At 40.6% G+C, this 13997-nt stretch carries 17 protein-coding genes; 16 read left to right on the forward strand and 1 reads right to left on the reverse strand.

Features of this window, described 5'->3' with window-relative positions; genetic code table 11:
- Window positions 1–4: 4 nt before the first annotated feature.
- From DXB43_RS06020 to trxA, 16 genes are all read left to right on the forward strand, one after another.
- The gene (locus DXB43_RS06020) at window positions 5–763 is read left to right on the forward strand and encodes an MBL fold metallo-hydrolase (RefSeq protein WP_117947066.1); all 759 of its coding nucleotides are present in this window, start codon (window positions 5–7) and stop codon (window positions 761–763) included.
- A 128-nt stretch (window positions 764–891) separates the two neighbouring features.
- Window positions 892–1056 (forward strand): vanadium nitrogenase, encoded by a 165-nt coding sequence (locus DXB43_RS06025; protein ID WP_117698712.1) that lies wholly within the window; start codon window positions 892–894, stop codon window positions 1054–1056.
- 18 nt (window positions 1057–1074) lie between these two features.
- On the forward strand, window positions 1075–3738 hold the full coding sequence (gene alaS / locus DXB43_RS06030; protein WP_330417865.1) for an alanine--tRNA ligase: 2664 nt from the start codon (window positions 1075–1077) through the stop codon (window positions 3736–3738).
- Between the two features lie 160 nt (window positions 3739–3898).
- Entirely contained in the window at window positions 3899–4075 is a 177-nt protein-coding gene (gene rpsU, locus DXB43_RS06035; RefSeq protein WP_021737899.1) for a 30S ribosomal protein S21, read from the forward strand.
- A 493-nt stretch (window positions 4076–4568) separates the two neighbouring features.
- On the forward strand, window positions 4569–4814 hold the full coding sequence (locus DXB43_RS06040) for a hypothetical protein (protein ID WP_117947068.1): 246 nt from the start codon (window positions 4569–4571) through the stop codon (window positions 4812–4814).
- Between the two features lie 61 nt (window positions 4815–4875).
- Window positions 4876–5823, forward strand: a complete 948-nt coding sequence (spoIIIAA, locus tag DXB43_RS06045) for a stage III sporulation protein AA (protein WP_117841149.1) — start codon at window positions 4876–4878, stop codon at window positions 5821–5823.
- Window positions 5811–6329 (forward strand): stage III sporulation protein AB, encoded by a 519-nt coding sequence (locus tag DXB43_RS06050; protein ID WP_158567197.1) that lies wholly within the window; start codon window positions 5811–5813, stop codon window positions 6327–6329. Before spoIIIAA ends, DXB43_RS06050 begins: the two co-directional genes overlap by 13 nt.
- Window positions 6330–6340: 11 nt before the next feature.
- On the forward strand, window positions 6341–6535 hold the full coding sequence (gene spoIIIAC, locus DXB43_RS06055) for a stage III sporulation protein AC (RefSeq protein ID WP_022243260.1): 195 nt from the start codon (window positions 6341–6343) through the stop codon (window positions 6533–6535).
- A gap of 9 nt (window positions 6536–6544) precedes the next feature.
- Complete coding sequence (locus DXB43_RS06060) at window positions 6545–6928, forward strand: SpoIIIAC/SpoIIIAD family protein (protein ID WP_117947070.1); 384 nt, start codon at window positions 6545–6547, stop codon at window positions 6926–6928.
- Window positions 6925–8142: a stage III sporulation protein AE gene (locus DXB43_RS06065; RefSeq protein ID WP_117947071.1), complete on the forward strand. Its 1218-nt coding sequence runs from the start codon at window positions 6925–6927 to the stop codon at window positions 8140–8142. The genes DXB43_RS06060 and DXB43_RS06065 overlap by 4 nt, the downstream gene beginning before the upstream one ends.
- A gap of 42 nt (window positions 8143–8184) precedes the next feature.
- Window positions 8185–8775: a stage III sporulation protein AF gene (locus DXB43_RS06070; protein WP_117947072.1), complete on the forward strand. Its 591-nt coding sequence runs from the start codon at window positions 8185–8187 to the stop codon at window positions 8773–8775.
- Complete coding sequence (locus tag DXB43_RS06075) at window positions 8772–9365, forward strand: stage III sporulation protein AG (RefSeq protein WP_147343670.1); 594 nt, start codon at window positions 8772–8774, stop codon at window positions 9363–9365. Before DXB43_RS06070 ends, DXB43_RS06075 begins: the two co-directional genes overlap by 4 nt.
- On the forward strand, window positions 9362–10072 hold the full coding sequence (locus tag DXB43_RS06080) for a SpoIIIAH-like family protein (protein WP_117947074.1): 711 nt from the start codon (window positions 9362–9364) through the stop codon (window positions 10070–10072). Before DXB43_RS06075 ends, DXB43_RS06080 begins: the two co-directional genes overlap by 4 nt.
- A 104-nt stretch (window positions 10073–10176) precedes the next feature.
- Window positions 10177–11331, forward strand: a complete 1155-nt coding sequence (locus DXB43_RS06085; protein WP_117947075.1) for a phosphopentomutase — start codon at window positions 10177–10179, stop codon at window positions 11329–11331.
- Between the two features lie 11 nt (window positions 11332–11342).
- Window positions 11343–12932: a peptide chain release factor 3 gene (locus tag DXB43_RS06090; RefSeq protein WP_117698721.1), complete on the forward strand. Its 1590-nt coding sequence runs from the start codon at window positions 11343–11345 to the stop codon at window positions 12930–12932.
- A gap of 84 nt (window positions 12933–13016) precedes the next feature.
- A complete protein-coding gene (gene trxA, locus DXB43_RS06095) occupies window positions 13017–13328 on the forward strand; it encodes a thioredoxin (RefSeq protein ID WP_022243252.1) in 312 nt (103 codons plus the stop codon).
- A gap of 139 nt (window positions 13329–13467) precedes the next feature.
- Here the strand turns inward: trxA and DXB43_RS06100 are convergent, their stop codons facing one another.
- Window positions 13468–13824, reverse strand: coding sequence for a helix-turn-helix domain-containing protein (locus tag DXB43_RS06100; RefSeq protein ID WP_022243251.1), 357 nt, complete (start codon window positions 13822–13824; stop codon window positions 13468–13470).
- Window positions 13825–13997 lie beyond the last annotated feature (173 nt).

Genomic DNA, 13997 nt, shown 5'->3' on the forward strand with positions numbered 1-13997 from the left:
CGATATGAAAGTAATATTTGTGCATCATAGCTGTTTTGTGGTGGAAATGGAAGATGTGGTTTTGATATTTGATTATTTTGAAGGAAACCGTGTAACCGGTTATACTTTTACCGGAGTGCTTCCGGTATTTGACAAAGACAAATCCATTTATTTCTTTGCAAGCCATAAGCATCAGGACCACTTTGATATGAATATTTTAAAACTGGCAGAGGATTATGAAGACATTCATTTTATTTTGTCAAAAGATACAAAAATGAGTCCGAATTTTATGAAAAAACACGGTATTCCGGAGCGGGCAAAGAAATGTATCGAATATGTCATTCCGGATAAGAAATATGAAATCGGAAAAGTGAAGGTAAAAACCCTTCGTTCCACGGATGCCGGTGTGGCGTTTCTGGTAAAGACCTGTGGCAAGACCATTTATCATGCAGGAGACCTTCATAACTGGAAGATGGAGCATGTGGGAGAGCTGATTAATGGCAAGATGGAGCGGGACTACAGACACCAGATACGCAAGTTAGAAGGTGAGCATATCAATGTGGCATTTGTGGTTTTAGACCCGAGACTTGGTGAGTATACTGAACTTGGTTTGGCTTATTTCATGAAAAATGTGGAAGCTGATTATGTATTCCCGATGCATATGTGGCAGGATTATTCTGCCATTGAAAAATACAAGCAAAAATGTGATAATCATTTGTATACGGACCGCATCATGGATATCGAAAAAGAAAATCAGGTATTTGATATGGACAATCTCAAATGAAATTCTTGAATTATGCCATTAATTGGTCTATACTTAATACGTTTCCTGCTTAGGGGAAGGAAACTATTTCGTTACACGGGAAATCGGTAAAAAGTGGTTCCCGTAGTTAAAAACAGGAGGAAGAATGTATGGATAATTTTCTCGCATTTGGAGGCAGTTTTTTACAGTATGTAGTTATTTTTGTGATTCTGGTTGCAATTGCAGTTCTCGGTGTATTCACAGGTATTGCACTGCGGAAACGGAAAGATGCAAAGGAACTGGCATTACATGAAGATAAAAAGGAAGAAAAATAGTTTTTTGGAGGAATTATTGTGAAGAAATACGGAGTAAATGACTTAAGAAGAATGTATCTTGAATTCTTTGAGAGCAAAGGACATCTGGCAATGAAGAGCTTTTCTTTAGTACCACATAATGATAACAGTCTTCTGCTTATCAATGCTGGTATGGCTCCATTAAAGCCATATTTTACAGGACAGGAGATTCCGCCGAGAAGAAGAGTGACAACCTGTCAGAAATGTATTCGTACCGGAGATATTGAAAATGTAGGTAAGACAGCAAGACATCTTACTTTCTTTGAGATGCTTGGAAACTTCTCTTTTGGTGATTATTTCAAACATGAAGCAATTGCATGGTCATGGGAATTCTTAACAAAAGTGTTAGAGCTTGACCCGGAGCGTCTGTATCCATCTATTTATGGAGAAGACGAAGAAGCATTTGAAATCTGGACTAAAGAAGTCGGTGTTCCGGCAGAGAAAATTACCAGATTCTATCGTGACCCGGAAACCGGAGAATGTGATAACTTCTGGGAGCATGGTGCAGGACCTTGCGGACCATGTTCTGAAATCTATTATGACCGTGGAGAAAAATATGGCTGTGGAAGTCCTGACTGTAAAGTAGGATGTGAGTGTGACCGTTTCATGGAAGTATGGAACAACGTATTTACACAGTTTGAAGGAGATGGCAAAGGTGGTTATACCGAGCTTTCCCAGAAAAATATTGATACCGGAATGGGATTAGAGCGTCTGGCAGTTGTTATGCAGGATGTAGACTCCGTATTTGATATTGATACTATGAAAGCAATCCGTGATAAGATTTGTGAATTATCAGGAAAGACTTATCAGCAGGATGCATTAGATGACGTTTCTATCCGTCTGATTACAGACCATATCCGCTCTGTAACCTTTATGGTATCCGACGGAATTATGCCAAGTAACGAAGGAAGAGGTTATGTTTTAAGAAGACTGATTCGTCGTGCTGCAAGACATGGCAGATTACTTGGAATTGATGGACTGTTTCTGGCAAAACTCAGTGATACTGTTATTCGTGAGAGCAAGGATGGTTATCCGGAATTAGAGGAGAAGAAAGATTTCATCTTCAAGGTATTATCCCAGGAAGAAGAAAAATTCAATAAAACAATTGATCAGGGACTTGCTATCTTAGCAGAGATGCAGGACAAGCTGGAAAAAGAAGGAAAGAAAGAATTATCCGGAGCGGATGCTTTCAAGCTTTATGATACTTACGGATTCCCTCTTGACCTGACCCAGGAAATCTTAGAAGAAAAAGGATTTACCATTGATGAAGCCGGATTTAAGGCTGCAATGGAAGAGCAGAGAGAGAAAGCAAGAAAAGCAAGAAAAGTAACCAACTACATGGGTGCAGATGTTACCGTATATGAATCCATCGACCCAAGTATTACAACTGAATTTGTCGGATATGAGAACAATACTTATACTTCCAAGATTACAGTAATGACTACCGAGACTGAAATCACAGAAGCTTTATCCGATGGTGAGATTGGAACTATTTTCGTAGAGAAGACTCCATTCTATGCAACCATGGGTGGACAGGTAGCAGATACCGGTGTTATCAGCAGCAAGGACGGAAGCTTTGTCTTTGAAGTAGAAGATACCGTAAAGATGCTTGGCGGCAAAGTCGGACATATTGGTAAAGTTACCAAGGGAATGATTAAGACCGGTGATGAAGTAGAACTTTCCATTGATGCAGACAGAAGACTTGCCATCGGAAAGAACCACAGTGCAACACATCTTCTTCAGGAAGCCTTAAGAGAAGTACTTGGTACCCATGTACAGCAGTCCGGTTCTTATGTAGACGAGCACAGATTAAGATTTGACTTTACACATTTCTCAGCAATGACAGCAGATGAGATTACCGAAGTGGAAGACATTGTAAACCAGAAAATTGCAGAAGCACTTCCTGTTATAACAGAAGTAATGTCTTTAGAGGATGCAAAGAAGACCGGTGCAATGGCATTATTTGGTGAGAAATACGGTGATAACGTCCGTGTTGTAAAAATGGGAGATTTTTCTACCGAGCTTTGCGGTGGTACCCATGTAAGCAATACAAGTGCAGTCCAGGCATTTAAGATTATTTCCGAGGCTGGAATCCAGGCTGGAGTCAGAAGAATTGAAGCCCTGACATCCAAAGGTGTATTTGAATATTATGACCAGTTAGAAGAAACCTTAAAAGAGGCTGCAAAATTATTAAAAGCGACACCTGCAAATCTTGTTGAGCGTGTAAATCATGTATTAGGCGAAGTAAAAGCATTACAGTCTGAAAATGAATCCTTAAAGAGCAAAGCGGCAAAGGATGCATTAGGTGATGTTATGAATCAGGTGGAGGAAGTAGCTGGTGTGAAACTTTTAGCAACCAGCGTTTCCGGTGTAGATATGAATGGTTTAAGAGACTTAGGAGACCAGCTCAAAGAGAAGCTTGGCGAAGGTGTTATCGTATTAGCTTCTGATTGTGATGGCAAAGTAAATCTTGTTGCAATGGCAACTGAGGAAGCAATGGGCAAGGGTGCACATGCCGGTAACCTCATCAAGGGAATTGCTGCGAAGGTTGGCGGAGGCGGCGGTGGCCGTCCAAATATGGCTCAGGCCGGTGGTAAGAATCCGGCTGGCATCAAAGATGCTTTGACAGAAGCAAAGACTGTTCTTGTACAGCAGTTAGCATAAAATATACTGAATTAAAAATATTTTCCGGAAAATTGGAAAAACAGCAAAAAAACGGTTGACGTACGGGAAAATTATGCTATAATCTTTGGTAGTGCAATAAAATTACCCAAACAGTTGAATATGCACAATACGCAACTGGAGGGAGGTTAGGTGTGAGACAATGTCAAATGTAATCGTAAAAGAAAACGAGACGTTAGATAGCGCTTTACGCAGATTCAAAAGAAACTGTGCGAAAGCTGGTATCCAGCAGGAAATCCGTAAAAGAGAGCATTACGAGAAACCAAGTGTTAAACGTAAGAAAAAATCGGAAGCTGCAAGAAAACGTAAGTACAACTAATAAGATAGAAAGCTGTCACATTTGTGGCAGCTTTCACTTTTTTACTTTACAGGAAATTGCTTTCCTGTAAAGTAAAAAACGCTCCGCGAGGATGCACACTGCGGCGTATAAGGTAGATGTCGCAAGCGACCGCCGCAGGCGCGAGAATGTGCCAAGGCACATTCTCTGTTCTATTGCCAAGCTTATGGGTTGCCAATTATCTATAAGAAGCTATTGATGACAGTTTCTGCAGGCGAGAAACAAATTTTAGAGCATATTTTATAAGACAAGTCATATATTAGTCGTGAGGAGAAATCCTTGCGACTTTTTTACTTTACAGGAAATTGCTTTCCTATAAAGTAAAAAATGCTCCGCGAGGATGCACACTGCGGCGTATAAGGTAGATGTCGCAAGCGACCGCTGCAGGCGCGAGAATGTGCCAAGGCACATTCTTTTTTACGCATGTTTCTCGTAGTTACGCAAGTAGCGGGAAAAAGTCTGGAAGATATGGAAAATGTTTTTCTATGATTGGGGAAAAAGGCGGCATGGTTCCTCGAAGTATGGATGCCTGATGAAAGCTGTTAGCGGCACTTGGAATTTCAGTGGGCACCAGGCAACGCTGGCACATGGATGTGACAGCGAGGCGCAACCTGAACATGGATGTGAATTTGCGCCGGTTGCCGGGAAAAACAATATCTTAATTAAAATTCTTAGTGCCGCTTACAACTTTTATGTGGCATTCCTTTTTGAGGAACCATGACGCCGGGTTAATAATTTTTGAAAGAACATTTTTATAAAAGAAGGGAGTGACCCCGGAAACAATGTTAGAACAGGTACTTCAGATTTTCCCGGCAGAGCTTCGGAAAATGCTGCTTGCAAATAAAGATAAATTAAAGGAGACAGAAGAAATACGCATCCGTATAAACCAGCCGATGATTCTCTGGGATGGGAGAAAGGAATATTTTTTAGATAAGCTAAGTGGCAGATTAAGTGTGGAGGCGGAAGGAAGTTATTACATAAAGGAAAGTGATATTTCTGCGATGCTGACTTTTTTAAGCAGGTATTCCATTTATGCCTATGAAGAAGAGTTAAAGAGTGGATTCCTGACCTTAGAAGGTGGACACCGGGTAGGAGTAACCGGACAGATCCGGATGGAGGGAGAAAAGGTGGAACAGCTTGCTTATGTCGGATCATTGAACATAAGAATTGCACATCAGAAGATTGGATGTGCAAAGGAAATTCTGCCCTTTATCAGAACAGAACAGAGTGTGAGAAATACGCTTTTCGTATCTTCCGTTGGGATTGGAAAGACAACCCTGCTCCGGGACAGTATTCGTCTGATTTCCGGAGATGAGACAAGCAGAATACACTTTAAAGTAGGGGTGGTAGATGAACGTTCTGAGATAGCAGCCTGCTGCCATGGAATACCGCAGAATAATCTTGGCATACGTACAGATGTGATAGACCGGTGTAAAAAGGCTGTGGGAATGCGGATGCTTCTTCGTTCCATGTCGCCGGATGTAATCGCAGTGGATGAACTTGGCTCTATGGAAGATTTTCAGGCAGTGGATGAAGTATTGCATTGTGGATGTAGTATTCTTGGGACAATTCATGCGGCAGATATGTTGGAATTACAACAAAAGGAACAGCTTAGAAAATGGGTGGAACAGCAGATTTTTGAGCGGTATGTCATCTTAAAAAAGGATGATGGTGGAAGAAGACATTTTATGATTTATGATGGGGCATGGGAAAAAATATGGTCCGATTGATAGGAGTTGTGCTGATACTTTTGGGGACAGTTGGGATTGGTTATGACAGGATGCAGCAGATAAAGCGGCATTATAAAGGGCTTTTAGACTGGCGGGAATGTATGCTGAAAATACAGGGAGATATGCAGAGCTTAAAGAAGCCGCTGCCGGATATTATTGCAGAATTGGGGCATCATGCACCGGAAGGCTTTCAGTCCTTTTTTATGCAGGTTCATAAGGAACTGATGCAGTATGAGAACAGCAGTCCGAAAAGCTGTTGGAAGGAGGCATGGAAGTCATGGGAGAACCGGGAAATATTTACGAAAGATGAGGGACAGCTGTTTTTGGAGTGCGGAAGGCTTTTGGAACAGGGAAGCGGAGGGCTGTTTGAAAAAGAAGCAGAGATACTGATAGAGAGAATCAATATTTTGATTCAAAGGGAACAGACAGAGATGCGAGAGAGGATAAAAGTCAGCATGTACCTGTGTGCTACTGCAGGAATATTTCTGGTGCTGATTCTGGTTTAATGGAGGAGAAGATGAGCGTAAACCTGATATTTAAAATTGCGGCAGTCGGTATTTTGGTGACGGTAATCAGCCAGGTGCTAAAGCACAGTGGGCGGGAAGAACATGCATTTTTAACCAGTCTGGCAGGACTTTTGATTGTGCTGTTCTGGATTGTTCCATACATATATGATTTGTTTGAAACGATGAAGTCACTATTTTCGTTGTAGAGGAGAAATATGGATATTATTCAGGTTGGATTACTGGGAATCACTGCGGTTTTCCTTGCTCTTTTTATCAAAAATTACAAAAGCGAATACAGCATTTTAATCAGCATTGTGGCATGTATTTGCATCTTTATCTTTCTGATAGGAAAATTGGAGCTTGTATTGTCTTACATCAATAGTGTGGTGGAGCTGATTCCTGTAGATGGAAGGTATCTTGCCATGATTTTAAAAATGATTGGAATTACTTATGTAGCAGAATTTGCAACAGATATCTGCAGAGAATCCGGGTATCAGGCAATTGCCGGACAAATTGAAATCTTTGCCAAGCTGTCGATTCTTTTAATCAGTATGCCGGTGCTGATGGGATTTATTGAAACGTTAGGGGCTTTTTTATGAAGAAACAACCATTAAAAAATGCGTTTAAGATGTTTGTAAGAACGGCAGGATGTTTCATTATATTTTTCATGTTCTGGCTCATGCCAGGAGGACTTGTACAGGCATCTTCCGTATCAGCAGCATCAGATAACAGCAGGACAGGGACGGATAAGGATTATACGGATGATTTTATGGAACAGCTGGATTTATCAGAGATTGAGCAGTATTTAAAGGAACAGGATGCTACAGAAGAGATTAGTTTCTATGAACTGATTAAAGAGCTGGCAACCGGAAACTTTTCCTGTGACGGACAAAAGCTGACGCAGGCAGTGGGAAGGATTCTGTGGGGAGAATTGCAGGATAATAAGGCAATACTGGTAACCGTTCTTTTACTGGCAATCAGCTGCGCATTTCTTAAAAATTTCTCTGATATTTTTCATAATACTTATATATCGGAGGTCTGCTTTTTCCTGATTTATATGGAGATGACAGTCCTGCTGCTGCAGTCCTATCAGATGATGAGTGATATTGTGGTAACGGCAATGAATCAGATTGTAGATTTTATGAATATGCTGATTCCGGTATTTGGCATGTCTCTGGCATTTTCCATGGCAAATTTTACAGCGGCTGGATTTTATCAGATTGCTTTTATCGTAGTTTATATTGTTCAGTGGGGAATGCTTGCCTGCCTGGTGCCAATGACGAAAATCTTTATCATGATGGAATTTATGAATTATATGATAGAAGGGGAACGCTTTAGCAGAATGTGTGAACTGATGGAAGAAATTATCCGCTGGTGTTTAAAATGTGCGATTGCGGCAACCATTGGCCTGAATGTGGTACAGACTATGGTGGTTCCGGTCATTGACCGCTTGAAAATGAGTACAGTAACAAAGACACTTGGAATGATACCTGGAATGGGAAATATTACAGGTGCAGTCAGTGAACTGATGCTTGGAGCGGGTATGGTCATTAAGAACAGTGTCGGAACAGCCGGAGTATTGATTTTACTTTTGCTGGTGATGTTTCCCTTATGTAAAATGTTTTTGCTGAGTCTTATGTATAAAGTGACAGCGGCAGTAACCGAACCGGTATCGGATAAGAGGATCGCAGGAAGCATGAACGGCATTTGTCTGGGCTGCCAGCTGCTTACAAGGATTTTACTTACTTCGCTTGTACTTTTCCTTGTGACGATTGCCATGATTACTGCAGTATCCGGATTCCTTATGGGATAGAGGAAAGAAGAGAAATAAGAAGGGGAAGAGGGACAATATAAAATGAATGCAATTTTAAACTGGATGAAGGGAATTCTGATTCTTTTTCTGATTGGACATGTGCTGTTGTATCTGGTACAGAATAAAACTTATGAAAAATATGTGCATTTCTTTCTTAGGATTCTGATTCTGCTGGCGGTAATGGCGCCCATTGCTTCTAAGGTAATTGATGAGGATACGCTGATACAGAATATGGAACAGGCACAGTTCTTTCAGGAACTTGAAAATGTACAAAATATAAATGCCATAAGCAGTGCGGAGACTGCAGATTATCGTTTGCAATATGAAGAAGCCTGTGGCGGGCAGGTAGAGGATACCCTAAGGCAGAAAGGCTATGCGGTGGCATACAGCAGGGTAACATTAACTGAGACTTATGAAATAGAACGTATTACAATCGGGATTGAAAAGTCTGGGGATAACATTGAAAAAAATAGTTCCGTCCATGTTTCGGATATTGAGATACCGGCAATTGAGATAAAAGAAACAGAAGAGAAAAAGGAGCATACAAGTCAGGAGTATGCAGAATTAGAAAAATTTGTATGTGAAAATTATCTGGTTGATAAGACGCAGATTCAGATAGAAGAGGTGAGATGATGAAAATGCAGGATTTTATGCAAAAGATAAAAGAAAAGAAACTAAAACGGTCAGATTGGCTGATTTTAGTCCTGACAGGCATATTGATTCTGATTATCGCATTGCCTACAGATACAAAAGAAAAAAAACAGGCAGAGGAAGCAAAAGAAAATATATCAAAGGAAAATAATACCATGGAGGCATCTAAGGATGAAATAGAGCGGAAATTAGAAGATATTTTAGAAAAAATCGACGGAGCCGGAGATGTAAAGGTGATGATTACTTATCAGGACAGTGGGACACAGGTGGTGGAAAAGGATAAAAATACTTCTGAAAATTCTTTAGAGGAAAGTGACAGCACTGGTGGAGTAAGAAGCACAAAGGAACAGCAGCTACAGGAAAGTACGGTATATGAGGAAGCAGATGCTGGAAATACCCCCTTTGTTTCTAAGGAACTTCTTCCCAAAGTGGAGGGAATTTTAATTGTGGCATCCGGTGGTGATAACCAGAAGGTGAAACAGAATATTTCCGAGGCGGTTTTGGCATTATTTCAGGTAGAAGCACATAGAATAAAAATAGTAAAAATGAGCGGACTGGAGGACAGTAAATGAAGAAAGTATTTAAGAAAAATCAACTCATTATAACCGCATTGGCATTGATGATAGCAGTGGCTGGTTACTTAAGTTTTACCGACAAGAATGGCAAAGATGAAAAGGTGGCAATGGAGGCTTCTGCGGATACGGCAGATTTATCTTATGAGATATCGGCAGAGGATGACTTGGCGGAAGCAGATATTTTTACCGATACGGAAGATAGCAGTAGTGAAGCTGTATCAGCGGCAGACAGTGTGGTTGAAGAGAGCCTTGAGAACCCGGGCGAAGCCGTCATGGCAAGCAGCAGCATGGATTATGCGTCAGAAATGAAACTGGGCCGGGAACAGGTACGTTCTAAAAACAAAGAGACTTTGCTGGAAATTATCAATAATACAAATATAGATGAAGCTGCAAAGCAGGATGCCTTAAATCAGATGGTGGCAATGACGGATATTGCAGAACGGGAAAATGCAGCTGAGATGTTGTTAGAGGCAAAAGGATTTACGGATGTTGTTGTCAGCATTACTGATAATACAGCGGATGTGGTACTTGATATGGGAGAAGTAACAGATGCCAAACGTGCCCAAATAGAGGATATTGTAAAGAGAAAAGCCGGCATTGAGGCAGAAAATATCATTATCACACCAATTCAGAAAAATACTGCACAGGAGAATCCGGCAACAGAAACCACCGGAAATTCAGACACAACAGAACAGACAAATTAAGGGAAGCAGCCCCGCCCTTAGATACTTGAAAACGGGGCTGAAATTAGTATAATAATAGCATAAGAAAAAGAAACGACAGAACCATGAGAAGAGAGGGAATACCTATGAAGAGAGTATTTTTAATTGTATTAGACAGCGTTGGAATCGGAGAAATGCCGGATGCGGCAGAGTATCATGATGAAGGGAGCAATACCTTACTTGCAGCTTCACGAAGTCCATATTTTTCCATGCCAAATATGCGCTCACTGGGCTATTTTAATATTGACGGAGTCCACATTGGAGGAAAAGAAGCAAATCCGAAAGGTGCATTTGCCAGACTGACAGAGGTGTCCAAAGGAAAAGATACCACCATCGGACACTGGGAGATTGCAGGCGTGATATCCAGTCATCCACTGCCAACATTTCCAAATGGATTTCCACAGGAAATCATAGAAGAATTTGAGCAGAAAACCGGACGCGGGGTACTTTGCAACCGTCCATATTCCGGCACGGAGGTTATCCGGGATTATGGAAAAGAGCATATGGAAACTGGAAAACTGATTGTATACACATCAGCAGATTCTGTTTTCCAGGTGGCAGCCCATGAAGAGGTAGTGCCAATTGAAGAACTGTACCGGGATTGCCAGATTGCAAGAAATATGCTGACTGGGAAAAACGGAGTGGGAAGAGTCATTGCAAGACCGTTTATCGGAGAACCGGGGAATTTTACACGTACTGCAGGAAGACATGACTTTTCCTTAGAACCGCCGGCAGTTACCATGTTAGATCAGCTGACGGAAAGTGGGAAAACAGTGCTGTCTGTTGGAAAAATCATAGATATTTTTGCAGAACGCGGAATTACAGATTTTGTACGAACAAACGGAAATGATGATGGAATTGACAAAACATCAGCCTATATGGACAAAGATTTTACTGGATTATGTTTTACAAATTTGGTAGACTATGATATGTTGTATGGACATAGGAATGATGTAGATGGTTATGCAAAAGCACTGACACACTTTGATGAGCGGCTGCCGGAGCTTTTGGCAAAGTTACGGGAGGATGATATTTTAATGATTACAGCCGACCACGGATGTGATCCGAGTACACCTTCTACTGACCATTCCAGAGAGTATACACCACTTCTTATGTATGGAGCGCATATTACTCCGGGTAAGAACTATGGCACAAGAGGCAGCTTTGCAGACATTGCCGCAACCATATTATCTTACTTCGACATAAAGCAAAAATGTGCGGGTGAGCCGCTGGAATTATAGGAGGTCCCATTTTGGCTGATTTTAGAAAAGAGATAGAGAAACGAAGAACATTTGCGATTATTTCCCATCCGGATGCCGGTAAGACAACCCTGACAGAGAAATTTCTTCTGTATGGAGGGGCTATTAACCTGGCAGGTTCTGTAAAAGGAAAAGCAACTGCAAGACATGCAGTTTCCGACTGGATGGAAATAGAGAAGGAGAGAGGTATTTCCGTTACTTCTTCTGTATTGCAGTTTAATTATGGTGGATATTGCATCAATATTCTGGATACACCGGGACATCAGGACTTCTCGGAAGATACCTATCGTACTCTGATGGCTGCTGATTCTGCAGTTATGGTAATCGATGGTTCAAAAGGTGTAGAGGCACAGACCAGAAAACTGTTTAAAGTCTGTGTAATGCGTCACATTCCGATTTTTACATTTATCAATAAAATGGATCGTGATGCTAATGATACCTTTGATTTATTAGATGAAATCGAAAAAGAACTTGGCATTGCTACCTGTCCGGTTAACTGGCCGATTGGCTCCGGAAAGAATTTTAAGGGAGTTTATGACCGGAATACGAAAAAAGTCATGCTGTTCTCTGATACCTTGAAGGGAACCAAGGAAGGTGAAGAAAAAGATTTTGATATTAATGATCCGGCATTGACAACAGAAATCGGGCAGGAATACCGGGATAAATTGGATGAAGAAATTGAATTGTTAGATGGTGCAAGTGCAGAATTCGATATGGATCTTGTGTCCAGGGGAGAACTGTCACCGGTATTCTTTGGTTCTGCTTTAACGAACTTTGGTGTAGAAACTTTCTTAAAGCATTTCCTTTCCATGACTACATCACCGCTTCCGAGAAATTCGGACAAGGGGCTGATTGATCCGTTTGGTTCCGATTTCTCTGCTTTTGTCTTTAAAATCCAGGCAAATATGAATAAGAATCATCGTGACCGTATTGCATTTATGCGAATCTGTTCCGGAAAGTTTGAAGCCGGCATGGAAGTAAAACATATCCAGGGTGGAAAAACAATCCGTCTTTCCCAGCCGCAGCAGTTGATGGCACAGGAGAGAAAGATTATAGATGAAGCATATGCCGGAGATATTATCGGAGTCTTTGACCCGGGTATCTTTTCAATCGGTGATACTTTAACCACTGCGAAAGACAACTTCGAATTCGAAGGAATACCGACTTTTGCACCGGAGCATTTTGCAAGGGTACGTCAGGTAGATACCATGAAGAGAAAACAGTTCGTCAAAGGTGTCATGCAGATCGCACAGGAGGGCGCAATCCAGATTTTCCAGGAATATCAGGGTGGTATGGAAGAGATTATCGTAGGCGTAGTAGGTGTACTGCAGTTTGATGTATTAAAATACCGTCTGGAAAATGAATACAATGTGGAAATCCGCTTGGAGAAGCTTCCATATGAGCATATCCGCTGGATTGAAAATAAAGATATTGATATGGACAAGCTTACCGGAACTTCCGATATGAAGAAAATCCGTGACCTTAAGGGCAATCCATTGCTGTTATTTGTCAATGCATGGAGTGTCGGCATGACTCTTGACCGGAATGATGGTCTGGTATTATCGGAATTCGGTAAAAATTAAGCGGGTATAAACAAAATTAAGAAGAGACATACTTAAAAAAGAAAAAATAGAAGCTTTTCTATAAAAGTAAAGGAGGATAACGAAATGGTAGTAAAGATTACAAATGACAATTTTGAAGAAGAAGTATTAAAGTCAGATAAACCGGTACTTTTGGATTTCTGGGCAGACTGGTGCGGTCCGTGTAAAATGATGTCTCCGGTTGTAGAAGAACTGGCGGATGAATTAGAGGGACAGGTAAAGGTTGGAAAAGTGAATGTGGATGAAGAAGCAGCACTGGCTTTAAAATATCAGATTATGAGCATTCCGACCCTGGTTGTAATGAAAAAAGGTGTTTTTGAGGGAAAGAGCATCGGTGTGCAGGATAAAGACGAAGTATTAAGGCTTTTAGCTTTATGATTGTAGCTGATAAGAAAATCCGGATGGTATATCTTAATATACTGTCCGGATTTTATCATACAATTTTTATAGATGCGTAATAAATGCCTGATTCATATTGCTATAAAAATATATCATTGCATATAAAAAAATATAGAAGTTATTTTTCAGCAAGTTTCTGTTCTAACTGACCGATGATGCGTCCTTTGTCCATCGGAGAAAGTTTATGGAAAAGCTGGAGCAGTAAATGTTCATCCGGGTCGGATGGGAAAGCATGATATTCTGATTCTTCTGCAATCTGAAGGTTGGAAGCCGGCTGGTATTCACCGGTCAGAAGATAGTATACATCAACATCTAAAAATTCACTTATTTTTACAATTTTATCAGAAGAAGGATTTGTACCCTTGGATTTCCAGCTGCTGATAGCAGCAGGAGAGATTCCGGTGTATTCCGATAATTCTTTTTGTGAAAGCTTCTTTTCCCGTAATAATGCAAAGATACGTTGGCTGATTGTCATAGTGTACTCCTTTATCAGGTATTAAATAATATTGTATAGAAAATAAAAAATAAAATAAAATACGCAAATATGAATTGACAAATTCATATTTATGAATTATAATGTAATTTGTGAAATTATTTTCATATTATACATCATTTTTTATATAAACACAAATGATAAAGAAGAAAAGG

Origin of the sequence: Roseburia sp. OM04-10BH, assembly GCF_003462605.1 — a bacterium.
GTDB lineage: Bacteria > Bacillota > Clostridia > Lachnospirales > Lachnospiraceae > Roseburia_C > Roseburia_C amylophila.